Annotated in this window: 20 protein-coding genes; 3 read left to right on the forward strand and 17 right to left on the reverse strand. The window is 58.0% G+C overall.

Annotated features, from left to right (window positions below; translation table 11 throughout):
• Positions 1-6: 6 nt before the first annotated feature.
• From HLUCCO03_RS00830 to HLUCCO03_RS00895, 14 genes are all read right to left on the reverse strand, one after another.
• Positions 7-648, reverse strand: a complete 642-nt coding sequence (locus HLUCCO03_RS00830; RefSeq protein WP_051603717.1) for a methyltransferase domain-containing protein — start codon at positions 646-648, stop codon at positions 7-9.
• Positions 648-2,219, reverse strand: a complete 1,572-nt coding sequence (locus tag HLUCCO03_RS00835; RefSeq protein WP_027829809.1) for a cation:proton antiporter family protein — start codon at positions 2,217-2,219, stop codon at positions 648-650. The genes HLUCCO03_RS00830 and HLUCCO03_RS00835 overlap by 1 nt, the downstream gene beginning before the upstream one ends.
• A gap of 77 nt (positions 2,220-2,296) precedes the next feature.
• A complete protein-coding gene (locus HLUCCO03_RS00840) occupies positions 2,297-3,232 on the reverse strand; it encodes an alpha/beta fold hydrolase (RefSeq protein ID WP_027829808.1) in 936 nt (311 codons plus the stop codon).
• 142 nt (positions 3,233-3,374) lie between these two features.
• The gene (locus HLUCCO03_RS00845; RefSeq protein ID WP_027829807.1) at positions 3,375-5,567 is read right to left on the reverse strand and encodes a TonB-dependent receptor; all 2,193 of its coding nucleotides are present in this window, start codon (positions 5,565-5,567) and stop codon (positions 3,375-3,377) included.
• Positions 5,568-5,754: 187 nt separating this feature from the next.
• Positions 5,755-7,041 (reverse strand): phosphoribosylamine--glycine ligase, encoded by a 1,287-nt coding sequence (gene purD / locus HLUCCO03_RS00850; RefSeq protein ID WP_027829806.1) that lies wholly within the window; start codon positions 7,039-7,041, stop codon positions 5,755-5,757.
• 116 nt (positions 7,042-7,157) lie between these two features.
• Positions 7,158-8,738 (reverse strand): bifunctional phosphoribosylaminoimidazolecarboxamide formyltransferase/IMP cyclohydrolase, encoded by a 1,581-nt coding sequence (purH, locus tag HLUCCO03_RS00855; protein ID WP_027829805.1) that lies wholly within the window; start codon positions 8,736-8,738, stop codon positions 7,158-7,160.
• A gap of 85 nt (positions 8,739-8,823) precedes the next feature.
• A complete protein-coding gene (fis, locus tag HLUCCO03_RS00860; protein ID WP_027829804.1) occupies positions 8,824-9,141 on the reverse strand; it encodes a DNA-binding transcriptional regulator Fis in 318 nt (105 codons plus the stop codon).
• On the reverse strand, positions 9,138-10,136 hold the full coding sequence (gene dusB, locus HLUCCO03_RS00865; RefSeq protein ID WP_027829803.1) for a tRNA dihydrouridine synthase DusB: 999 nt from the start codon (positions 10,134-10,136) through the stop codon (positions 9,138-9,140). Before dusB ends, fis begins: the two co-directional genes overlap by 4 nt.
• Before the next feature lie 215 nt (positions 10,137-10,351).
• The gene (locus HLUCCO03_RS00870) at positions 10,352-11,593 is read right to left on the reverse strand and encodes a DUF3426 domain-containing protein (protein WP_027829802.1); all 1,242 of its coding nucleotides are present in this window, start codon (positions 11,591-11,593) and stop codon (positions 10,352-10,354) included.
• Positions 11,594-11,655: 62 nt separating this feature from the next.
• Complete coding sequence (gene prmA / locus HLUCCO03_RS00875) at positions 11,656-12,552, reverse strand: 50S ribosomal protein L11 methyltransferase (protein WP_027829801.1); 897 nt, start codon at positions 12,550-12,552, stop codon at positions 11,656-11,658.
• A gap of 37 nt (positions 12,553-12,589) precedes the next feature.
• On the reverse strand, positions 12,590-13,936 hold the full coding sequence (gene accC / locus HLUCCO03_RS00880; protein ID WP_292016585.1) for an acetyl-CoA carboxylase biotin carboxylase subunit: 1,347 nt from the start codon (positions 13,934-13,936) through the stop codon (positions 12,590-12,592).
• Between the two features lie 16 nt (positions 13,937-13,952).
• Complete coding sequence (gene accB / locus HLUCCO03_RS00885; protein WP_027829800.1) at positions 13,953-14,414, reverse strand: acetyl-CoA carboxylase biotin carboxyl carrier protein; 462 nt, start codon at positions 14,412-14,414, stop codon at positions 13,953-13,955.
• A 27-nt stretch (positions 14,415-14,441) separates the two neighbouring features.
• The gene (gene aroQ / locus HLUCCO03_RS00890; RefSeq protein WP_027829799.1) at positions 14,442-14,882 is read right to left on the reverse strand and encodes a type II 3-dehydroquinate dehydratase; all 441 of its coding nucleotides are present in this window, start codon (positions 14,880-14,882) and stop codon (positions 14,442-14,444) included.
• A gap of 242 nt (positions 14,883-15,124) precedes the next feature.
• The gene (locus HLUCCO03_RS00895) at positions 15,125-16,738 is read right to left on the reverse strand and encodes a diguanylate cyclase (RefSeq protein ID WP_027829798.1); all 1,614 of its coding nucleotides are present in this window, start codon (positions 16,736-16,738) and stop codon (positions 15,125-15,127) included.
• A gap of 196 nt (positions 16,739-16,934) precedes the next feature.
• On the opposite strand from HLUCCO03_RS00895, the gene HLUCCO03_RS00900 reads away from it, so the two are divergent.
• Positions 16,935-18,923: an EAL domain-containing protein gene (locus HLUCCO03_RS00900; RefSeq protein WP_027829797.1), complete on the forward strand. Its 1,989-nt coding sequence runs from the start codon at positions 16,935-16,937 to the stop codon at positions 18,921-18,923.
• A 100-nt stretch (positions 18,924-19,023) separates the two neighbouring features.
• On the forward strand, positions 19,024-20,076 hold the full coding sequence (locus HLUCCO03_RS00905) for a DUF2333 family protein (protein WP_027829796.1): 1,053 nt from the start codon (positions 19,024-19,026) through the stop codon (positions 20,074-20,076).
• Positions 20,077-20,153: 77 nt separating this feature from the next.
• On the opposite strand, the gene ppa is transcribed toward HLUCCO03_RS00905, so the two are convergent.
• The 3 genes from ppa to rpiA all read right to left on the reverse strand — a co-directional run bounded on the left by ppa (position 20,154) and on the right by rpiA (position 22,832).
• Positions 20,154-20,681 carry an inorganic diphosphatase gene (ppa, locus tag HLUCCO03_RS00910; RefSeq protein WP_027829795.1) on the reverse strand — a complete coding sequence of 176 codons (528 nt, stop codon included), beginning with the start codon at positions 20,679-20,681 and terminating at the stop codon, positions 20,154-20,156.
• Between the two features lie 94 nt (positions 20,682-20,775).
• Complete coding sequence (locus HLUCCO03_RS00915; protein WP_027829794.1) at positions 20,776-21,915, reverse strand: acyl-CoA dehydrogenase family protein; 1,140 nt, start codon at positions 21,913-21,915, stop codon at positions 20,776-20,778.
• 236 nt (positions 21,916-22,151) lie between these two features.
• Positions 22,152-22,832 (reverse strand): ribose-5-phosphate isomerase RpiA, encoded by a 681-nt coding sequence (gene rpiA, locus HLUCCO03_RS00920; RefSeq protein ID WP_027829793.1) that lies wholly within the window; start codon positions 22,830-22,832, stop codon positions 22,152-22,154.
• Between the two features lie 141 nt (positions 22,833-22,973).
• Between rpiA and ilvA the strand changes: the two genes are divergently transcribed.
• Positions 22,974-24,509 carry a threonine ammonia-lyase, biosynthetic gene (gene ilvA, locus HLUCCO03_RS00925; RefSeq protein ID WP_027829792.1) on the forward strand — a complete coding sequence of 512 codons (1,536 nt, stop codon included), beginning with the start codon at positions 22,974-22,976 and terminating at the stop codon, positions 24,507-24,509.
• Positions 24,510-24,626 lie beyond the last annotated feature (117 nt).

Consider the following 24,626-nt stretch of genomic DNA (forward strand, 5'->3'; position numbering starts at 1 on the left):
CGCGGATCAGTCCCTGCGGGTAAAAAACGCTGTCTGGGTGGGGTGGCCGACATCAGCTACAAACTCCCCGATACCGCCGAAACGGACATCGTAGCCGGTCCGGTCGGCCACGCCCCGTGCCCAGCGCTGAAACTTGAGCCGGTCCCATTCGAACTTGTGGTCCTCCTCGCGGAATTCCCCCGGTGCCAGGTCGAACAGCGGGTTGTATTCCCGGTTCGGTGTGGTCATGAACAGACAGCCGGGACGGTATTCCCCGAACACGGCCCGTTCAACCCTGGAAAGCTGCTCAGGGTTCACATGCTCAATGGTTTCCACCATGGTGGCCGCCTCATAGCCCCCCAGAGCCGGGTTGCTCTCGGCATAGGAGCCCCGAATCAGCTGGATTCTGGCGGGTGTCTCGTCCAGGTAGCCTGCCAGGACGGATCGGGCCTGGCGCAGGGAAACGCCAGAGTCTTCCAGCCCGGTAACCCTGTCGAACTGACTGTCTGCCAGCAGCCGGTACAGCAACGACCCGGAACCACAGCCCAGATCCAGCACCCGCCTGGCCCCTGTCGACTTGATCGTTCTGAATACAAAATCCAGACGCTCCTCATGCAGAGAAGTCATCTGGGTCATTGTGTTTTCGGCAGACCCCCTGGGTTCGTACATCAGAGCACTCCCGCAGTTTGCGAAGGTACGGCGGGCTGCTGATCCCTGAGATGGCTTGCCAGTGCCACGCCTGTTTCGCTCATGGTGAGATAGGCTTCATCAGCACCCGCTTCCCGGATCTTGCGGGCTTCGTCAGCGTACATGGTGTGCGCGACGATATAGCCGGTAAACCCCTTGCGGCGCAGCATCCGGGCGGCGATAACTTTACCTTCTATATCGTTCATGGCGAGGATAACGGCTTGCAGGTCGGGCATGTGCAGTCCCTGCCAGAAAGTATTGTCTTCGGCGTCGGCAAAAACCACGTTGCGGCCTTCCTCCTGATGCTTCCGTGTTTTTGCCGGGTCTGAATCCAGCCCTATCAGTTCAGGTTCGGATTCCCGCAGCCAGTCATAGGCCGCCGTGCCGGTTCTTCCCATGCCCATGACCAGAACCCTGGTGCTTCCGAGAGATATCGGTTGTTCGTCCGGGTGATGGGTCTGGCTTTCAAATCGTACCAGGGAACCGGACCAACGTTCGTAAAGGGCGTGTGCATAGCGATTAAGCGGTGCGGAGATCACAAATGACAGGGACACCGTGATCGCCAGGGGAATCAGCCATTCCGGCAGGGCGATACTGGCGACAATCAGGCCGAACTCGCTGTAGTTGGTCAGCGACAGGGCACTGAGAAAACCACTTCGGGCACGGAGCCTGAACAGCAACAGCAGGAAGAAGAACAGCAGACCTTTCAACGGCAGAACGATCGCGGCGACCACCGCAAAAACCAGTGCCTGGTCGTCAGGCAGGCCACCAATACCAATCTGCAGGAAAAAACCCACGAGGAAGACTTCTTTCACGCTCCAGAGAGATTTTGCCAACTCCTGGGAGCGGGGATGACTGGCCAGCATGGCGCCAAACACCAGGGCGCCAAGCTCCGAACTGAGCCCGACTGCTTCGAAACCCAGCCCGCCAACAACCAGAGCCAATAACAATCCGAGCAGGACCAGCAATTCATCGTGGCCGCTGGCATCCAGCAGTTTGAATAACAAGGGCCTTAATAATGGCAGGCCAAACACGATTATCGCCCACTGGGATGGCGTCTGGCCGGCAGCCAGGCTCATCACCACCAGTGCAATCAGGTCCTGCATGATCAATATGCCGATGGCGACGCGGCCATGAAATGCCCGCAGTTCCCGCTTGGTTTCCAGCACCTTGGCGGCCAGTACCGTGCTGGAAAACGACAGCGCGATGGCCAGCAGGAATGCGGTCTGCCATTCCAGGTCCAGCAACAGATAGAGGCCGGGCGTGAAAACAACACAGGTAATACCAAAATGCAGCAGGCTTCCGCCAATCACCTCGGGGCTGATAATGGAGCGGAGTTTCAGCTTCAGGCCGACGGTAAAAAGCAGTAACAGCACGCCGAGATGGGCAATATGTTCCAGGACAGCGGTTGCCTCAACGGCGACGTTGGTTGCCGCCGCTAGCCCGCTCAGCAGGAATCCGGCGGCAAGGTAGCCTACCAGCGGAGGCAGGCCCACCAACTTGACCAGCAGGCCGAGGACAAAGGCAAAGGAAATCCAGATGGCTTCAGGCATGGGTTACTTCACGGTTGAAAACAGGGCTAGTGTCCCGTCTGGCTAACGAATTAGCCAGACGGGACACTAGTGCAAGGCTACCTCGTTTCAGCCAGAAACTCACGGAACAGTTGTGCGGATTCTTCCGGTACTTCCACCATTGGCGCATGGCCTACGTCATCCAGCAAGACCATGCGGGCGTCGGGAATGCGGTCAACAAAGATGTCGGCGTTGCGATAGTTGATCACCCGGTCTTCCTTGCCCCAGACAACCAGTACCGGAGCCCTGATACGGGTGATGGCATCGCGGAAATCCGGTTCGTATCCGGTGTCCCTTATGGCGGCGAAGATCACTTCATTCACCTCACGGTTGGCGATGGCCTTTTCTTCCATCACGTCGTAGATGGGCCAGGGCACAAAGGGCTTTTTCTCCAGGGCAAAGTCAATCAGGCGCTTGAAATCACCCTCTTTGGAGGGAATCAGGGGATTGTCCCCTTCCATGACCAGGTCCACCAGTTCACTGTCGTATTCAAAGATGCCGGCAGGGTCGAACAGCACAGCGGAACGGATCTGCTCCGGATGGGTGGCTGCGTAAAGAGCGGTAATGGCACCGCCCATGGAGTTACCCATCATATGGGCTTCATCAATATCCAGGTTGTCGAGGATTCTGGACAGATGCCTCACCTGATCCTCAAACCGGTACCCCAGGTCCAGTGACTTGCTGCTGTCGCCGTGGCCAGGCAGATCAATGGCGTAGATATTGAATTCGTCAGACAGTTCCCGCGCCAGCCGGGTCCAGTTGTCTTTATTGGCGCCAAAGCCGTGGATAAGCACGATGGTTTCGCCATCCACCGGGGTTTCGTTGCTCAGGTAGGCGATGGTCATGTCATCCACCTCCACCGTGGACGCTTCCAGACCGGCGCCGGAACGTTCCCAGCTGATGGCGTTGTCGTACAGGGTATAACGGGAGCAGGCCCCGAGAAGCAGCGTGCAGATCAGCAGTGCAATCAGGGGGGCGGTGGTGCTGGGTCTCATTCGGAGCGGCTCCTTGCGGCTGGGGTTCAAACGACCGTTTGCATGAGCGCTTACACTACCCCAAAAAAAGACCCGGTCAAGGACCGGGTCGAAGGATTACCGAGTTAACCCGTCGGATGACGGGATTTGGCTAATCAAGACATCAGAAGTCGACGCTGATGCCCACGGAGCCTGTGCGAGGCAGGTTGGGGCGGGCGCCGTCCGGGGAGCGAGCCACAATCTTCTGGTTATCAAACACGTTGGCCACTTTGGCAAACACACGGGCATTGGAGGTCAGCGCGTAGCTGCCGGACAGGTCAACCATGGTCAATGATTCGGTTTCACTGAAGGTGTTGTCGCCGCCACGCTCGCAGGTGTTATCGATGCACATTTTTTCAACAAAACCGACGTTGACGTAGGCATCCCACTGATCGCCACCGCGCAGGCCGGCGCGCAGGTTGACGATATTCTCTGGCAGGTAGGCCAGATTATCGCCTTTGAGGGTGTCGCCATTGTCGCTGTCCTCGGTGACTTCGGCATCGGTATAAGTCCAGTTGGCCTCTACCGGCGCAGTCAGACCGTTGGCGAGGGTGAACTCATGGCCGATCAGCGCCTCGATACCCTGGATGCGGGATTTGCCCTGGCTTTCGGTGCCGGTTTCTGCACCACTGTTACAGGGAGTGGCGATGCTGCAGTTCTGGATGGTGTTTTCATAATCGCTGTAGAAGCCGATCAGCTCAGCACGGGTTGCTCCCTGTGCAAATCGGGTACCGAACTCGTAATTGATAGAGGTTTCCGGGTCTTCGTTGCTGCTGCCGGCGCTGGCAGGAGCCATACCTTTGTGTACACCGCCGAGCAGAGTGAAGCCGTTGTTCAGGTCATAGGTGGCACCGACACCGGGCAGCAGTTCGCTGGTGCTGTTGCTTTCGGTTCCATCGACGCTGGTGCGGCTTTCCTGCTCGTAGCTGACGCTGGAGGTTTCAATGTCCTCGTAACGCAGCAGGCCGGTGACCGTCAGCCGGTCGGTAACTGTTATCTGATCGGCCACGAAGCCGCTCCAGGCTTCGGCGTCCTGCACCGAGTTGTTGCCGCCATTGATATCATCCCCTGAGGTGATGCCCTGGAAATCCAGGTTGGGGCGGCCATTGCGGATGACCTGATTGTAGGTCTCCACCGGCTGCAGTCGGTCCACCTCGTCCTCGTGGTAACGGATGCCGAATGTCAGGGCATGGTTCATGCCTGCCATATTCGTAGTCCAGTCGGCCTTGAAATCCAGGCCCTGGGAGACGTATTCCCGGTTGTTGTTCTTGATTTCAAGGCCGTCGTAGTCGCGCTCGCCTCTCAGTTGTTCCTGGGCTTCCACAGCGGCGGCGTCGTCACCATTGGCGGTATTTACCAGACCGCCCAGGCCGGCTACCTTGAACCAGTTACGCTCGAACTCATTGCGATAAGCGGTGGTGGTCAGCGTGACATCGCGGTTCAGGTCCACCAGATGACGGGCCATGTAACCGGTGCGCTTGGTGTCCATGTTGTCCCGCTCGGAGGCAAAATATCGCTGATTGGGGTCGGCGTCGAAGTCCTCGTCGGTGAGTCCGAGGTAGGTTTCATTGCTCAGTTCTTCGCTGTAATCCACTTTCAGGTCGAGCTGATGGTAGATATCAGCAGCAGATGGGGAGTTAAGCCGCAGTTTGGCGACATAATCCTGCTTGTCGAAGCCGGTTTCCCGGTCGGAATCACGGATATTCTTGTAGCCGTCGGTTTCGTGCTGATGGGTTTCCACCACAAAACCTATCTGTTCGCTACTGGCGCCGTACCAGGCGTGGGCACGTTTGCCGCCGTCTTCCGAAATCTCCGTAGTGACATTACCGGAAGCTTCCTGGGGAATAGGTGTAGAACGGAAGTTGATGGCGCCACCGACGGTTTGCGGTCCGTAACGCAACAGGTCCGGGCCCTTGAGCACTTCCACGCCATTCATGCGCCCGAAGGTGGGGAAGTAATAGGCCGCGGGTGCGGAGTAGGGTGCCGGTGCCATCAGCACGCCATCTTCCATCAGCGTCACCTTGCTACTGCGGCCGCTGCCAGAGCCGCGGATGCCGATGTTCGGGCGCAGGCCGTAGCCGTCTTCTTCCTGGAAGTATACGCCGGGCACCTGGCGGGCGACCTGGTGTACATCGGTGTACTTCATGGTTTCCAGGTCTTCATTGGACACCACGTGCGCAGAACCGGGCAGGGCGGATGCAGAGGCGTCGTCACCAATGATGACGAGCTCGTTCAGGCTCTGTTCCTGGGCCATGGCAGCAGCCGGGGCAGATATGACTGCAACGGCAAGCAGGTTTCGTGAAAATCGGGTTGGCATGTTGCGCTCCTGTTACAGCGAATTAACGTGAGGACGGCAACTATACAAATGATAACCATTAACAACAAGTAAAAATTATCAGTTAGATTAATATTATTAAATAGGATGGTTGGTTGGGCGTCATGTGGAAGCCATAAAAAAGCCCGGCGGATGGCCGGGCTTCTGGTCGGACTTGCAAGGGAGGGGCTTAAGAGGTTTCCCGGGCAATGGCCCGGTGGGCAATATCCTTGCGGTAAAAAACACCCTGCCAGTGGATGCCGCTGGCAACTTCATAAGCCCGTTGCTGGGCTTCGGTGACCGTTTGCCCCAGCGCTGTGGCGCAGAGAACCCTGCCACCACTGGTAACCACCTGGTCTCCATTAAGCCGGGTGCCGGCATGGAACACCTTCTCGCCTTCGGATTCCGCCTCGGGAAGCCCTGAAATAACGTCTCCCTTGTTGTAGCTGCCCGGGTATCCGCCTGCCGCCAGAACAATCCCCACTGACGCACGTTCGTCCCAGTCGGAGCTGCATTGGTCAAGTTTTCCGTCGATAGCCGCTTGGCAAAGCTCTACCAGGTCTGACTTCATGCGCAGCATGATGGGCTGGGTTTCCGGGTCGCCGAAGCGGCAGTTGAACTCGATTACCCTGGGCGCACCCTGGCCGTCGATCATCAGGCCGGCGTAGAGAAAGCCCTTGTAAGGGTGGCCTTCGGCAGCCATGCCGCGAACCGTCGGATAGATGACTTCGTTCATGATGCGCTCATGCACATCCGGGGTGACAACCGGTGCCGGGGAGTAAGCGCCCATGCCGCCGGTGTTGGGGCCGGTATCACCGTCGCCAACGCGCTTGTGATCCTGGGAAGTGGCCATGGGCAGCACGTGTTCGCCGTCCACCATGACAATAAAGCTGGCCTCCTCGCCCTCCAGAAATTCCTCGATAACCACGCGGCTGCCTGCATCGCCAAAGGCGTTGCCGGCCAGCATGTCGCGAATGGCGTCTTCCGCTTCCGCCAGGGTCATGGCAACAATGACGCCCTTGCCCGCGGCGAGACCATCGGCTTTTACCACGATGGGCGCTCCCTGTTTGCGCACATAGTCCAGTGCTTCGTCGACATCGGTGAAATTGCCATACGCGGCAGTCGGGATCTTCTGACGCTCAAGGAAGTCCTTGGTGAAAGCCTTGGAGCCTTCCAGCTGCGCTGCACCGGCACTGGGGCCGAATACCCGCAGGCCGCGTTCCTCGAACAGGTCCACAATGCCGGCCACCAGGGGTGCCTCGGGGCCGACAACGGTCAGGCCTACGTTGTTGGCGGCGGCAAAATCCGCCAGGCCCTTGAGGTCCATCGCATCAATGTTGATGTTCTCCAGGCCGGGTTCGCGGGCGGTGCCGGCATTGCCGGGAGCCACGAAGACCCGGTCCGCGTTCGGAGACTGGGCGGCTTTCCAGGCGAGGGCGTGTTCGCGGCCGCCGGAGCCTATCACTAGAATGTTCATAGTCATTTTCCTGGTTGTCGGATTACGCCTTCGGCTAATCCGACCTACGGTCAAGTCTGAAGCAACATGTAGGTCGGATTAGCCGCAGGCGTAATCCGACACGATACCCACTCCCATCAATGCCGGAAATGACGCATGCCGGTAAACACCATGGCGATGCCATGCTCGTTGGCGGCGTCGATCACTTCCTGGTCACGCATGGAGCCACCGGGCTGAATAACGGCGGTGATGCCGGCTTCGGCAGCGGCGTCGATGCCATCACGGAACGGGAAAAAGGCGTCCGATGCCATCACGGAGCCCTTCACTTCCAGGCCCTCGTCAGCGGCCTTGATACCGGCGATTTTTGCGCTGTATACCCGGCTCATCTGGCCAGCACCGACGCCGATGGTGCGTCCGGCCTTGGCGTAGACAATGGCGTTGGATTTGACGTACTTGGCCACTTCCCAGGCAAACAGCAGGTCGTTCAGTTCCTGTTCGGAGGGCTGGCGGTCGGTCACCACCTTGACGTCTTCCATGGCGACCATGCCCAGGTCACGGTCCTGCACCAGCAGGCCGCCCGTGACACGCTTGTAGTCCAGGGCTTTTGCACGCTCGCCGTCAAACTCACCGCAGGCCAGCAGGCGCACGTTCTTCTTGGCGGCCACCAGTTCCACGGCTTCGGCAGCAATGGTCGGTGCGATGATCACTTCCACGAACTGGCGGTCGATAATGGCTTTGGCGGTTACTGCGTCCAGCTCGCGGTTGAAGGCGATAATGCCCCCGAAAGCCGAGGTGGGGTCGGTGGCGAAGGCCAGGTCATAGGCCTGCCGTATATCCGTGCCAATGGCCACGCCGCAGGGGTTGGCGTGTTTGACGATAACACAGGCCGGATCGGCGAAGGGCTTCACACACTCCAGTGCGGCGTCGGTGTCGGCCACGTTGTTGTAGGACAGCTCCTTGCCCTGCAGCTGTTTGGCGGTGGCAATACAGGCTTCCCGGGGCTGGCGCTCGGTGTAAAAAGCTGCGCGCTGGTGCGGGTTTTCGCCATAGCGCATGTCCTGCACCTTCACAAACTGGGTATTGAAGGTGCGGGGGAAGTCGGCGTTGTCATTGTCGGCGGTGCGGCCACCCAGGTAGTTGGCGATAGCACCGTCATACCCAGCGGTGTGTTCGAACGCCTTCACAGCAAGGTCAAACCGGGTCTTGTGGGTGAGCTGGCCATCGGTGGCGTCCAGCTCTTTCAGCACCCGGCTGTAATCAGACGTGTTCACCACGATGGCAACGTCGTTGTGGTTCTTGGCTGCGGCGCGAACCATGGTGGGGCCGCCGATATCAATGTTCTCGATAGCCGTCGCCAGGTCACAATCCGGTCTGGCCACGGTTTCCTCGAAGGGGTAGAGGTTAACAATCACCATGTCGATGGGCGCAATGCCGTGTTCTGCCATCACGGCATCGTCGGTGCCCCGTCGTCCCAGAATGCCGCCATGAATTTTTGGATGCAGGGTTTTGACGCGGCCATCCATCATCTCGGGGAAGCCGGTGTGATCGCTCACCTCGGTGACGGGAACCTGGTTTTCCTTCAACAAACGGAAAGTGCCTCCGGTGGAAAGCAATTCTATGCCGCGATCTGCCAGTGCGCGGCCAAACTCAACGATACCGGTTTTATCTGACACGCTGATCAGCGCGCGACGGACGGGGGTGTTAGCCTGATTTGCCATGGGTCACTTATTTCTGCTGGGTATGAACGAATGAAGGCCTCGCGAATGTTGTCCGGGAGGCCCTCGTTTCAATCGGGTAGCTGGATTATAGCAGACCGTACTGTTTAAGTTTCTTGCGCAGGGTACCCCGGTTCAGTCCCAGCATGGTGGACGCCTTGGTCTGGTTGTTGCGGGTGTACTTCATTACCTGCTCCAGCAGCGGCGCCTCCACCTCTGAAAGCACCAGCTGGTACACCTCGGTTACCGGCGCACCATCAAGCTGGGCAAAATAATTTTTCAGGGCAACTTCCACGCTGTCGCGCAGGGTAACGGTGTTGCCGCTGCTGTTTACCGTCTGCAACTGATGGACATCATCGTTGGCGGGTTGGGTCAGATTGTCATTAGCCAAAGTCTCAGCGGTCATGCTGCGAATACCTCTCCATTTCGTAAGCCTGCAAAGTACTGTTGAATGCTGTCTTTCTGCTCCAGTGCGCAGTCAATGGCATTGAAGCGTTTACGGAATCGTTTGTCTTCGTCGTGGGACTGCAGGTACCAGCCCACGTGTTTTCTGGCGATGCGAACGCCCATGGTTTCACCATAGAATTGGTGGAGCGCGTCCAGGTGTTCACTGAGCACCTGCTCCACCTCGTCCACCGGTGGTTCCGGCAGATGCCTGCCGGTTTCCAGGAAATGCAGGATCTCCCGGAAGATCCAGGGCCGGCCCTGGGCACCGCGCCCGATCAGCAGGCCATCGGCACCGGTGTGATTGAGCACGTGCCTGGCCTGTTCCGGCGATGTGATGTCACCGTTGGCGAATACCGGTATACCGACCCGGGACTTCACCTCGGCGATGGTGTCGTACTCCGCTTCACCCTTGTAGGCATCGGCGCGGGTGCGGCCGTGGATCGCCAGAGCCTGAATGCCGGCGTCTTCCGCCATGCGGGCAATCAGTGGTGCGTTCCGGTGCTCACGATCCCACCCGGTACGCATCTTGAGGGTCACGGGGATATCCACAGCAGCCACAACGGCTTCCAGAATTTCCCGCACCAGCGTTTCATCTTTCATGAGGGCCGAGCCGGCGGCCTTGTTACACACCTTCTTGGCCGGGCAACCCATATTGATGTCGATGATCTGGGCCCCGAATTCGGCGTTCAGCCTTGCGGCGTTGGCCAGCATGTCAGGATCACCACCGGCGATCTGTACCGACCTGGGTTCCGGTTCACCCTGGTGGTTCATCCGGGTCTGTGACTTGCGGGTGTGCCAGAGTTTGCTGTCCGCAATGACCATTTCAGATACTGCCAGCCCTGCACCCATGCGCCGGCAGAGCAGGCGAAAGGGACGATCAGTTACACCGGCCATGGGCGCAACGATCAGCGGATTGGGCAGGGTGTACGGCCCGATGTTTGCCGTTGGCAGCATGATCTGAGTCCGTGTCACAGCGGGTTAAGCGAACGCCGGATATGAATGGTTGCTCAATAAGTAACCGATTCTGATCCGAAGGGCGGTAATGATACCGCCGGGAGGGATGCTATTGAAGGGGCGAAGTCATGAAAAAGTTGATTATTTTTCGTTCTTTCTGGTTGACTTTCAGGCAACTCGATGGGGTCCCCACTATTTCGCAAGTGAGGACTTGCTCACTCCTGATTGGCTCGGAAGGCGATATTATAGTTCACCGCATCTCTTCCCGGATCCCGGATATCAATAACAATCCGGACCGGTGTATCCGTAGGCATGGCGTCCATTTCTTTGCCTTCTCCGGCGAGATATTCGCCTGGTGTGAAGACGCTCTGGGCAACGACATCGCCATTCAGGTTGGAGAATGTCAGGGCAATGGCGGGAAACGGTTGCTCGAATGCCGCCCGGTTGATGATGACTGCATCCACTACCAGTTGGCTGCGGTCATCGGGATTGGTTCTTACCACCAGTTTGCGGCTCTGGATTGCATCCACATCGACCAGGGGTTTCAGTTCACATCCCGCAATTTCACAGCCCTGTTCGTAAAAAGGGCGTAGCTCCGGTATGGAGGACAGACGGTCGAACTGAAACCAGGTGACCTGTGCAATCAGAACGCCGATCAGGGCCAGAACCACCAGGGTCCACAGGATTTTTCTGAGACGACCGCCGCCCTGGCCGGCAACCGACACTGGCTCCCGCCGCAGGTCGGTATAGGGTGAGCTGGCCGTCATGGGCTCCCTGTCGGAAACCGGACCGGCGTCATAATCGAATGACGACGGCTGAGGCCGGTCGACGTAGAAACCCTCCGGTTCATCGACGGGTTCCAGTCTCAGGTCCTGCCGTTCCGGAGGTGGTGCTTTGACAGGTTGCTCCGGGGTATCGTCTTTCTCGGATTCAGCAGGTTGAGGTGACGAAGGTTCCGGCTCGCGAGTCTGGGGCGGCTCGTCGGTCGCTCCTGGGGACGGTTCCGGTTTGTGTGCTGGTTCGTCCTCGGACAACATGGCCTCGGCCCAGCTCTCGTCTATTCGTTCCCGGTTCTCGTCGTCTTCATCCTCAAAGTTTCCACTCGTGCGTTCGTCGACTGTGCGGAAGCTGTCGCTCAGTTCGTCATCCGAGAACGTCAGCCTGGTACCCGCGTATGGGCCTTCAGCAGCATCTTCCTCAGGGTTGTCTGCAAAAATCAGGTCATCGTCTGCCGTGAAATTCTGCTCTGCCGGCTGGTCCTGTTTGGGCGCCGGCCCGGAGGCGGGCTCTTTCGTTTCTCCGGAAGTGCTGCCCCTGACCTGATGCTCCACTGCATTGAACACTGCCATGCAATTGCCACAGCGCACCTTCCCGCCGGCTACGCTGAGTTGGGCGTCGGTCACCCGAAAGCGGGTTTCACATTTCGGGCATCGTGTCTGCAGGCTGCTCTGGGTCATGCTTCATTCCTGTAAGCGACATCGCTACGAGTCACGGAGTTTAGTCGGTTCAGCCGATTCCGTCACCTGTCGTTGCGCCGTCCTGTGAGCCGTATCCACTCTTCGCGCTGCTCTGGTTCGTCCATGACAAACCAGGGTTCGTAAGCTTCCATGACCTCCCGGGCCTGGTTGGAAAGTATTCCGGACAGTACAAGGTGGCCACCGGGTTTCACTTTCGCTGCGAGCCTGGGCGCCAGGCCGATCAGCGGCTGGGCCAGAATGTTGGCCAGCATGACGTCCGCCATGGTGTCCGGCTCGTCCGAGGGCAGGAACAGGTCCAGGCGGTCTTCCTCCACCTTGTTGCGGCGTGCGTTTTCCCGGCTCGCTTCCAGCGCCTGGGGGTCTGTATCGACACCAATGACATGATCGGCTCCAAGCAGCAGCGCTGCCAGCCCCAGGATGCCGGACCCACAGCCGTAGTCGATGACTTGCCGGGATTCCATGTCCTGGCCATCAAGCCATTCCAGGCACAGGGCTGTCGTGGGATGTGTTCCCGTGCCGAACGCCAGCCCGGGATCAAGCAGCAGGTTGGCTGCGTGCGGGTCGGGTGCATCGTGCCAGCTGGGTACAATCCAGAGCCGCTCCCCGAAGCGCAGCGGCTTGAAGTCGTCCATCCACTCCCGTTCCCAGTCCTTGTCCTCCACCAGCGTCACGCTGATGTCAGGCAGTGACTGCTGGGTCTGCTGGTGCCAGGCGTCCTTGACGGCCGCGCACAGCTCTTCAATATCACGGTCAGACCCGAACAGGCCGGTGACACTGGTCTGGTGCCAGAGCGGTGTGGTACCGGGATCGGGTTCGTACAGGGGCTGGTCGGCGGCATCTTCCATGGAGACGGCTTCAGCGCCCATCTCCATCAGCAGATCCTCAAGCTGATCCGCAGTGTCGGGATCAGCCGGGATCTGTAGTTGTATCCAGGGCATGTTGGTGTCCTGTTGGCAGACGAATCAACTTGACGGGTCAGTCCCGTATCAGTTTTTCCAGATAATGAATGGTGAAGTCTACCTGTTTGAAGCCACCATCGCGCACCAGCTTCCGGTGCAGAGCCTGGTTGGTCTTGATACCCTCGACGACCAGTTCGTCGAGCGCGTTCTTCATACGACGACGGGCGATTTCCCGGTCATCTCCCCAGGTGATCAGCTTGGCCACCATGGAATCGTAGAAGGGGGGTACCGTGTAGCCACTGTACAGGTGCGAATCCACCCGAATACCGTTGCCACCGGGCGCGTGAAAGTGCTTGACCTTGCCCGGGCTGGGCACGAAGGTTTGCGGGTCTTCGGCGTTGATGCGGCATTCCAGGGCGTGACCTGAGATCTTGATCTCGTCCTGGGTATACTGCAGCGGCAGACCGCTGGCAATTCGCAGCTGTTCCCGCACGATGTCCACGCCGGTGACCATTTCGGAAACCGGATGCTCGACCTGAACCCGGGTATTCATCTCGATGAAGTAGAAGGCGCCGTCCTGATACAGGAACTCGAAAGTGCCCGCTCCCACATAACCGATCTTCTTACAGGCATCCACGCAGGCTTTAAGGGTTAATTCCCTGGCTTCCGGGTCAATGTTCGGGGCGGGTGCCTCTTCCAGGACTTTCTGGTGCCGGCGCTGCATGGAGCAGTCCCGATCGCCAAGATGAATCACGTTGCCGTGGGTATCCGCGAGTACCTGAACTTCCACGTGGCGGGGGCGTTCCAGGTATTTCTCGAGATACACCGTGGCGTCACCAAAGGTGTTCTTGGCTTCGCTCTGGGTGATCTGCACACTCTTGAGCAGGGCGGCTTCAGAGTGGACAACCTGCATACCGCGACCACCGCCACCGGAGGCCGCCTTGATGATCACCGGGTAGCCAATGCGTCTGGCCACTTCCAGGGTGCGCTGGTCGTCGTCTGTCAGGGGGCCGTCGGAGCCGGGAACGGTGGGTACGCCAGCTTCGATCATGGAATTGATGGCCGAGACCTTGTTGCCCATCAGGCGGATGGTTTCAGCCCGGGGGCCGATAAAGCGGAAGCCGCTTTTCTCAACCTGTTCCGCAAAATCCGCGTTTTCAGCCAGGAAGCCGTAACCCGGATGAATGCCCACGGAGTCCGTGACTTCCGCCGCACTGATGATCGTCGGGATGTTCAGGTAACTCTCTGCGGCGCTGTTGGGGCCGATGCAGACGGACTCGTCCGCCAGGCGCACGTGCATCAGGTCACGGTCAACCTGGGAGTGGACGGCCACGGTCTTGATTCCCAGCTCCTTGCAGGCGCGCAGAATGCGCAGGGCGATCTCGCCGCGATTTGCGATCAGAACTTTTTCTAACATAGCCATGAGGGTATCACCGGGTTCAGGAAATGATGATCAGCGGCTGGTCAAACTCTACCGGCTGCCCGTTCTCCACCAGAATCTCGGCGATGGTGCCACTCTTGTCCGCCTCGATCTGGTTCATCATCTTCATGGCTTCCACGATGCACACCACGTCGCCGGCTTTTACCGACTGTCCGACTTCCACGAATGCCTTGGCCGTAGGTGAGGGTGAGCGATAGAAAGTACCCACCATCGGCGATTTCACGGCGTGGCCAGAGGGCTCTGCCGGCTTGGCAGGCTCATCGGAAGCGGGGGCCCCTGCCTGGGAAGACGGCGCGGGCTGGGGTGCCGCTGCGGGGTATTGGGCCATATACTGTGGCGCAGCCAGTTGTTCCCGACGGCGGGAAATACGAACCGAATCATCACCCTCGTGAATCTCCAGCTCCTCGACGTCGGATTCCTCCAGCAGCTCGATAAGTTTCTTGATCTTGCGAATGTCCATAGTCAGTCCGATCCCGTTTAATCAGTTCTATCGATGAATTCGTTGCAGGGCGGCTTCGAGTGCAAGGTCGTACCCCAGGCTGCCCAGCCCGCAGATAACGCCTTCGGCGATATCAGAAAAATAAGAGTGATGGCGGAAGGCTTCCCGCGCATGCACGTTGGAAAGATGTACTTCAATAAACGGAATGCCCGATGCCAGCATGGCATCCCGCAGTGCAACACTGGTATGGGTGAATGCCGCCGGGTTGATAATGATGAAATCCACCCCTTCTGATCTGGCTTCATGAATCCGCTCAATCAGTTCATATTCCGCATTTGACTGTAAATGTAGCAGGTGATGGCCATCTTCGGCGGCTTTCCGGTGTAATCGGTCATCTATATCGGCCAGCGTTTCATGACCATAGACCTCAGGCTCGCGGGTTCCGAGCATGTTCAGGTTGGGTCCATGCAGGACGAGGATGGTCGCCATGATTGTATCCGCCTTGCTCACTTGGCTACAGGATCGCCGACTTTAGCGGCATTTTCACCCAATGGTGCGTGCTTGAGGTCTTCAGATCAACACTTTTTGACATTCGGCCGTGTGTCAAAAAGTATCCTGGCACCTCTGTCGCGATCTTTGCTGTACAGGGTGCCATTGTCGTTAACGGAGGGAAGGAGTTCTATAAGACGTTGGTTTCATGTTCGGTTATTGCCGTATTCGAACACCGTCTGTTATTCGCTCGCTGCGGTGACACAGTTTCTGCCCTGCTCCTTTGAGCGATACAGAGCCCTGTCGGCCCGTTCACACAGCGCCTGTGAGCTGTCGCCATTCCAGGCAGCAACGCCACAGCTGAAGGTGACATTGAATTCCCGGTCGCCTGCAGGCTGTAACAGTTCCGAGAATCGTTCACGGATCTCATTGAGCACATTGCGGGCGTCGCTTTCCCGCGTGTCGGGCAGGATGATGGCAAACTCTTCGCCGCCATACCGGCCTATGTGGTCGGTCTTGCGCAGCCGCTGTTTCAGGAACATGGACAGGCTCCTGAGCACGCGATCGCCGATAGGGTGCCCGAAGGTGTCGTTCACTTTCTTGAAGTAATCGATGTCGATCATTGCAAAGCAAAGTGACTGGTTCTTCTGCCGGCACTTCACGATTTCCTGGTCCAGCAGGTGCAGGGTGTGGGTGTGATTGAACAGGCCGGTGAGGCTGTCGCGGATCATCAGCGCCAGCAGTGAGCGGGCACGCCGGCCGCGGTTATGGATGGTGGCAATCAGGTGCTTGGGGTCGATGGGTTTGGTGAGAAAGTCGTCGCCCCCGAGACTCATGGCGTGAAGCTGCTTGCTGACATCTTCCTCGGCAGAGAGGTAGATAATGGGCACACTGTGGAAGCGGTCCTGCTGCCGAATCACCCGTGCGATTTCCATGCCCGTGCAGCCGGGCATGTACATGTCCAGGATGATGATCTCGGGAGAGAAATCCTCCAGGGCATGGATGATCTGCATGGGGTCGGTAATGATATGGGCCGTCATCCCGGCCTTTTTGAGTACCGTTTCCATGAACTTGGCCTGGGCACGGGAATCATCCAGAACCAGTACCTTGTAGGGTTCTACCGTGTTGCCATGGGTATAGGTTTCGATCTTTTCGATCAGCTGGCCTGGGTCGACCGCCGGGAAGAAAAACTCCTCACCCCCGCAGCGGGAGGCCCGCAGCCGTGTTTCGATGGTGCCGTCCTCGTCACTCATGAAAATGATCGGGATCGGCGTATCGTGGCGTTCCTGCAGGCGCTCAATGGTGGCAATGCCGCTCAGTGGTTCACCGCCGTAGTTGACGTCCATAAGGATCGTTTCCGGCTTGTGCAGGGCGCAGGCCTCAATCAACTTGTCGGCGGTGTGAAATGCCGAGGCGCGGAAGCCGAAAAACTCGAGCTGGCGAATTAGCCGACTGGCCATTTCCTCGCTGGATAATGCGATGTAGACAGGAGTGCGGCGGTATTGCTGGGGGGCTTCGGTGGCTGTCTGATCAGTGCGCCGGAGAGTGCACCGGGAAAGCTGTTCAATGGCATCCTGCAGCTGGCGATCCAGCCCCTCTGGCAGAGAAATGCCTTCCGGCCACTGGCTGATCAGGTCGAACACTTTCTGCCCGGATTCCGCATGGCCCGCCATCTCGAACCGCCTGGCATAGCGAACCAGCTTGTCGGCAGCCCTGGCGAAATCGCTTCTGAACGCGGCAGACTGGCCTGTATCCTCGTGGATTTTCTGCCATGTATCCAGTACAACCCGTGCTTGGGTGGTGACGCGGCGAGCAAAGTGCTGCCTGAGTTTGTCTTTCTGGCTTTCGTCGTTCATTGTGCTCCGGCCTGTCTTTTATTTTCCGGGCCCCCCGTCTCCGTTACAGGCAGCTGAATTCAACATTAGTCTTTTTGCAGAGTCTATAGTGTTTATTGTTGTCGGCGTAGGTGACTCTATGTAAATGTTTGTCAACTATGCGGTGCAGGTCACATCAGCTTGCCGGTAACGGTTTTTCAGCGAGGGGTTGCCCGTTATGGCACGGATGCGGAAAACTCTGAAAATCTCCCGTCAGCAGGGTGTGATTACCCTGCGCAGACTGCTGTTGCTCTTTACTGGCGGATTGTTGTCACTGGTCCTGATTGCTGCTGTCAGCGTGAGTTTTGATCGTTTCCGGGATTACATGACCGATCAGCTTCGCGGGCACGCACAGGATGGTGCCACCGCTATCGGTCTTTCCCTGTCCAACGCCATTGACGGACGTGATCCGGTGGCCTCCTCGTCCCTGATTGATGCTGTGTTCGACAGTGGCCGATACCTTTCTGTGGTTTACCTTGATAACAACGGTGAGGAAATTGTCGGCAGGGAAGCATCACTTCGTGAAATTGCCGTACCTGGCTGGTTTGTTGCCCTGGCCGATCTGCCGCTGCCTGCAGCAGAAGCAGAAGTGGTTCGGGGCTGGAGCCGTCTGGGCAAGGTTCGGGTGGTGAGTCATCCGGGCCGGGCCTATGAAGATCTCTGGAAGGTCACCATTCGTACCGCCGCCGGTTCCGTGTTGGTTGGCGGCGTGGGACTGATCGGTCTGTTCTGGACAATCACCCGCCTTTTGCGACCACTAAGAGCTGTGGAGACGCAGGCCAGGGCCCTTGGCCGCCGTGATTTTCGACGCAGGGTGGATATCACCTCCACCCGGGAGCTGAACCAGGTTACCCGCGCCATGAACCAGATGGCGGATGACCTTGGCCAGCTGTTTGAGGGCCAGGCCAGGCTGATCCAGCACCTGCGGAAAGTCAACAATGAGGACAGCGTGACCGGGCTTGCCAGCCGGCGGGCCTTCGAGCAACGGCTCAAGGTAGAGGTGGAGTCGGAGGAGCGGGCAGCACCGGGGATCCTGTTCCTGATACAGTTGGCGGAGTTTTCCCTTTACAACCAGACCTTCGGGCGGGAAGAGGCGGATGGGCTGCTGGTTCGCATTGCCGGGGCGATCGATGCCTTTACCCGTCAGCACGGTGATGCCTTCGCCGGCCGGTTGACCGGTGCCGAGTTCGGGATATTCCTGCCCGGCATATCCCGGGCAGACGGCCTGATATGGTGTCGCGAGCTGGTTGCGGAACTCGATGGCATCTACTCGGATCTTGCCGCCCCGATGGAAGTTGCGGTGCATGCCGGGATTGCCCAGGCAGCGGAGAATCGTCATGTTGACGACCTGATGTCCGCAGCGGATGAGGCGCTTCGCCAGGCCCAGTCGGATGAATCCTCCGCCTGCCACGCCGCCGATACGGACAGGGTCGAACACCACAGCAGCGAAACATGGCGCGCGATCATCGAGCGGGCGATCCGGGTGGAGCAGTTGTCACTCTGGCTGCAGCCCATGGTGGGGAGCGAGGGCAACGACGTACTTTTTCACCAGGTGTTCTCCCGCATGAATACCCCTGACGGACTGATCAAGGCCGCCATCTTCGTACCCATGGCAGAGCGTTTCGGTATGACTCCTGATATTGATCGCTGGGTGCTGGGGCGCGCGCTTGCGTTGCTGCGGGAGCAGCCCGAAACGCGGTTGGCCATGACACTGGGGATGGTTTCCGTCGCCAGTGACGATTTTCGCCAGGAACTTCTGGAGCAACTGTCCGCAACGGGGCCGGAACGGCAGCGGCTGCAAATAGGTGTCTCCGAACAGGCCATTCACCACCACCGAATCCGGGTGGGTTTGCTGGTGCGTGCCCTGAACCGGTTGCAGGTGCCGGTGATTGTCGACCGGTTCGGGGTGGGTGGTGTGCCGTTCAGCTATCTCAGGAATCTGAGATTCCAGGCCCTGCGTATTGATAGCAGCTTCATCCACGACATTGATAGCCACGAAGACAACCGCTTCTACCTCGAATCCGTGACTACCATGGCACACAGCCGGGGCGTACGGGTGTATGTGACCGGTGTCGAGACCGCCAGTGAATCATCGGCCCTTGCAGGTCTCGGTATAGACGGAGCAATGGGGTACCATCTTGGGCGCCCGTTTGAGGCGGGGCGGTGAAATCGGCTGGCAAGGCTCAAATTGCATAAACCCCACCTTTGCTTCATGGTAAACGAGGGGAAAGTGCGGACATAACGACAGACAAGGGAAGAAACAACTGATGGCAGGAAAAATCAGACAGTATTTCAGTGATCGCAAAGAAGACGTCACGGATTTTGCCGGCGGCGGAGGGGTGGTCGGAAAGTTCATTCTGGCTGTGCTGGTTGTCTATTTCCTCGTCACGATTGTTCTAGGCATGATCTGGAGCAGTGAACCGGATGTGTTCTCGGTTCGAGAGCATACCAGAACCGTTGCGGAAGAAATGGACCGGGAGCCTGTCACCGGATTTGCAACCACTGCAACCATCATCCGCATCGCTGAAACCATGCTTGAAAAGCCGGGCGGCTATATTTCCAACGATTTATTCCCGCCGGGACTCTGGCTGGATAACATGCCGAACTGGGAATACGGGGTTCTTGTGCAACTTCGGGATTTCTCCCGTGCCATGCGCAAGGACATCAGCCGCTCCCAGAGCCAGTCGGCCGAAGACAGCGATCTGGTGATTACCGAACCCCAGTTCCATTTCGACAGCGAAAGTTGGGCCATCCCGTCCACCGAGGCTGAGTATCGTCGCGGTATTGATGCTCTCCACAGTTATCTGGACCGCTTGTCGCACCCCGAGCAACCTGATGCCCAGTTCTTTGCAAGGGCCGATAACCTGGCCAACTGGCTGGCGGATCTTGAAACCCGTCTCGGAAGCCTGTCGCGAACCCTTGGTGAGAGTGTCGGCAAGGCATCCGTGTCTGATTCAGTCGCCAATATTGATCTTGATGATCCCCTCTCGGAAGAGGCAACCGGCGACGATGTGAAAACCCCGTGGAACAAAGTGGACGATGTATTCTACGAGGCCAGGGGCACTGCATGGGCCCTGCTACATATCTTCCATGCGATCGAAGTGGATTTTCGCAAGGTGCTGAATGACAAGAATGCGGTGTCGAGTGCCAAGCAGATCATCATCGAACTGGAGGGTACCCAGGGGAACCTGTGGAGCCCGGTAATCCTCAACGGCAGTGGCTACGGCGTGCTTGCCAATCACTCGTTGACGATGGCAGCCTACCTGTCCCGTGCCAGTGCGGCCATTGGTGATATGCGTGATCTGCTGACCCGCGGCTGATAGCGGGAAAGAACGCAGATAAAAAACCGGGCCATTGTGAAGCCCGGTTTTTTTTGGTTCGCCTGAAAGTGCTGGTCTCAGCCCTTGTAGGCGTTTACAGCGTCTTCAATGGCCTTCTTTGCTTCTGCGGCATTGCCCCAGCCCTGAACCTTGACCCATTTGCCCGGTTCGAGAGTTTTGTAGTTCTCGAAGAAGTGATGGATCTGGCCGAGGAGAAGTTCCGGCAGATCGTCAATTTCGTGCACATTGTGGTAGGAGGTGGTGAGCTTGTCATGGGGAACGGCAACCAGTTTGGCGTCACCACCGGCTTCGTCTTCCATGTTCAGCACGCCAACCGGGCGACAGCGGATAACAGAACCGGCCTGAACCGGGTAAGGGGTCACAACCAGCACGTCGATCGGGTCGCCGTCGTCAGCCAGGGTGTGGGGAATGAAGCCGTAGTTGGCCGGGTAGAACATGGGAGTCGCCATGAAGCGGTCAACCATCAGGGCGCCCATGTCCTTGTCCAGCTCGTACTTGACGGGGGAGCTGTTGGCCGGGATTTCGATGGCAACGTAGATGTCTTCTGGCGGATTCTTGCCACTCGGGATGTTATCGAAGTTCATGAGCGATCCTTTCTGAAGTGCGTTTAACTGCGTTTAAAAAGTGGGCGCAATTATACGGCACAATAGTGCGGATCGAAACTAAACGTTGGTCTCGTTACAACCGCATCTGCTTGGCAATCAACTCTTTCATGATCTCGTCCGTACCACCACCAATCGAAAGGATCTTCGCATCCCGGTACAGCCGCTCCACCACCGACTCCCGCATATAACCCATACCACCATGAATCTGGACGGCCTCGCGGGTGACTTTCTCGCATACCTCAACAGCAAAGTTCTTGGCCATCGCGACTTGCTTGATCGGGTTCTTGCCCGCCTGCATCAGCGCCGCACAGCGGTAGGTGTATTCCCTCGCCACGTCCACCTGGGTAGCCATATCCACAAGTTTATGGCGTGTCACCTGGAATCCCTTTACAGGCCTGCCAAAGGCTTCCCGCTGCCCGGCCCAGGCCATGGAGGCTTCCAGTGCAATTTCAGCAGTCATGTAGGCCATGATCGACAGGCTCAGACGCTCGAACAGGAAGTTGCTCATGATGGCAATAAAGCCGGCGTTTTCAGCGCCGATCAGGCGGTTGGCGGGCACCCGGCAGTCTTCGAAGAACAGCTCCGCGGTATCACTCGCCCACCAGCCCATTTTCTTCAGCTTCTTGCCGGTGGAAAAGCCGGGCATGTCCCGGTCGATCAACAACAGGCTGACGCCACCATGCCCCTCGCCACCGGTGCGCACGGCAACCGTGTAGTGATCGGCGCGCATGCCACTGGTGATGAACGTCTTGCTGCCGTTGACAATGTAATGGTCGCCGTCCCTGACTGCCCGTGTCTTGATATTGGCCACATCAGAACCACCACCCGGTTCGGTGACCGCCAGTGCTGCAATCTTCTCGCCGCGCAGCACCGGCGGAACAATGGCTTCCTTCACCTCCGGCCGCGCCCATTTCGCCACCGGCGGCAGGCCGATATCCAGCGAACCAAGCCCCGCCACCAGCCCGCCGGAGGTGGAGCGCATCAGTTCTTCAGAGACAGCGACCTTCATAAAGATGTCACCCTCTCCAACACCGCCCAGACTCTCCGGGAACCCAACCCCGAGAATCCCCGCATCCCCGGCTTTTTTGTAGAGTTCCCGGGGAAATTCGCCGGCTTCCTCCCAGTCGTCTATGTAAGGCAGAACGTGCGTGGCAATGAATTTGCGGGCACTCTGACGAACCTGCTCATGGGTATCGTTGAAATAATCGGACACGGTAAGCTCCCTATGATCGGAAATCATTGGAAGCAGTCTCACTCATATTGAAAAACCAAGCAAGCGCTTGGTAATTGGAAGGCCCGAAAAGAGTTTGGGCTGCGGAGAGGCAGGGCTGTCAGGGGACGTCAAAAACATGGATGTTTTTGTCGAGCGTACATGGACGTATTTACAGCGTGCCCCTGACAGCCCTGCCTCTTCGCGGCTTTCTCGGAGCTCAAGATCCTCCCAGAAGGTCAGCTGTCCTTACGGGAAATGCTCTTGACCCCATCCGCGGTACCGAGCAACAACAAATCCGCAGGCCGACGGGCAAACAGCCCGTTCGTCACAATGCCCACAATGTTGTTCAGCTTCTCTTCCACCTGGATCGGCCGGGAAATATCCAGGTTATGGATATCAATGATGATATTGCCGTTATCCGTGATAAAACCCTCGCGATAAACCGGGTCGCCCCCCAGTTTCACAATTTCACGGCCTACATAACTGCGAGCCATGGGCACAACTTCCACCGGCAGTGGAAAATCCCCCAGAATGTCCACCTTCTTGGACTCGTCAGCAATACAGATAAACGTTTTGGAAACCGCCGCCACAATTTTCTCGCGGGTGAGAGCGCCACCGCCGCCCTTGATGAGCTCCAGGTGCTCGTTGGTTTCATCGGCACCATCCACATAAAACTCGAGCGGCGCAGCACTGTTCAGGTCGTACACCGGAATGTCGTGACTCTTCAGCCGCTCGGCTGTGGCATCGGAACTGGCAACAGCACCATCGAAATCATTGCGCACACTGGCCAGCAGGTCGATAAAGCAGTTGGCGGTGCTGCCGGTACCCACGCCAATAATGCTGTCCTGGTCCAGATGGGGCCTGATATAGTCCAGTGCGGCCTGGGCGACGGCTTTTTTCAGTTCGTCCTGATTCATCGAAGGAGCTCCGGTTTTGCGGAAAATGGTCACAGTGGCCGCCATTATAGCGCTTCCCGGGTACCTGCTTATAGACGGAACCCAGGCAAAGTTTCTACACTGTGCGTTTTTCCGACAAAACATCAACCTCCGGATGGAACCATGCCGCAACGCTACATAAAGAAAATCCTTGATGCCCGTGTCTACGATGTGGCCATCGAGACCCCGCTGACCGAGGCCCGCAGCCTGTCCAAGCGCTTTGGCAACAACATTATGCTCAAGCGTGAAGACCTTCAGCCGGTGTTTTCTTTCAAGATTCGTGGCGCCTACAACCGGATTGCACAACTGTCCGAAGAGCAGAAAGCCAGGGGCGTGATTTGCGCCTCCGCCGGCAACCATGCCCAGGGTGTCGCCCTGGCCGCCAAAAAACTCGGCATCAAGGCGGTCATCGTGATGCCCCAGACCACACCCGAGATCAAGGTGCGCTCGGTGCGGGACCACGGTGCCAAAGTGGTTCTCAAGGGGGATGCCTTTGACGAAGCGGCCGCCCATGCCCAGGAGCTGATCCAGAAACACGGTTACACCTATATCCCTCCCTACGACGACCCGGATGTGATTGCCGGGCAGGGCACAGTGGCCATGGAGATCATGTGGCAGTTCAGCAAGCCGATCCACGCGATTTTCATCTGTGTTGGCGGGGGCGGGCTGATTGCCGGCATGGCGGCCTACATCAAGTACCTGCGTCCGGAAATCAAGGTGATCGGCGTGGAGCCGGAAGACTCCAACTGCCTGCAGGCCGCCCTGAAGGCCGGCAAGCGCGTCGTACTGGATGAAGTGGGTATCTTCGCCGACGGCGTTGCCGTCAAGCAGATTGGCAAGTACCCCTGGGAGATCTGCAAGGATCACGTGGATGAGGTGATCACCGTTTCCACCGACGAAATCTGTGCCGCTATCAAGGATGTTTTCGAGGACACCCGTTCCATCGCCGAGCCGGCCGGTGCCCTGGGCGTGGCGGGTATCAAGAAGTACATTGAGCGGGAACAGATCGAGAACGAAAACCTGATTGCCACCCTCAGCGGTGCCAACATGAATTTCGATCGTCTGCGCTACATTTCCGAGCGCACGGAGATTGGCGAGAAGCGCGAGGCCATCCTGGCGGTTACCATCCCCGAGAAGCCGGGGGCCTTCAAGACCTTTATCAATGCCCTGCACAAGCGCAGCATCACCGAGTTCAATTACCGTTACGCCGACGCCACCAATGCCACTATCTTCGTTGGCATCCAGATCCAGGCCGGCGGCCATGGCCGTGAAGATCTGGTGCAGGAGTTGCGTGAAACCGGCTATGGTGTGGTCGACCTGACCGACAGCGATCTTGCCAAACAGCACATCCGCCACATGGTGGGTGGCCATGCTCCCTCTATCACCAACGAAAAGGTGTTCCAGTTCGAGTTCCCGGAGCGCCCCGGTGCGCTGTTGAAGTTCCTGATGTCACTGGGCACCCGCTGGAACATCTCCATGTTCCACTACCGCAACCACGGTGCGGCTTACAGTCGGGTTCTGCTCGGAGCCCAGGTGGAAGATGACGAAGTGGAGGACTTTGAAAAGATGCTCGACAAGGTGGGTTTCCGCTACGAAAACATGACTGATAACGAGGCCTATCAGTTGTTCCTTGGAGCTGGGAACAACCAGCCCTCGTAGTCTGGTGCAGGAATCAAGGAGGAAGGCCCCTTCCTCCTCGGTTCAGAAAATTCACAGGAGATTACAGAAAATTAATCTGTCAAAAATTGTAAAAAGGCAGATAGCTGTTAGTCTTTC

Source organism: Marinobacter sp. HL-58 (genome assembly GCF_001314605.1).
In the GTDB taxonomy this organism is placed as follows: Bacteria; Pseudomonadota; Gammaproteobacteria; order Pseudomonadales; family Oleiphilaceae; genus Marinobacter.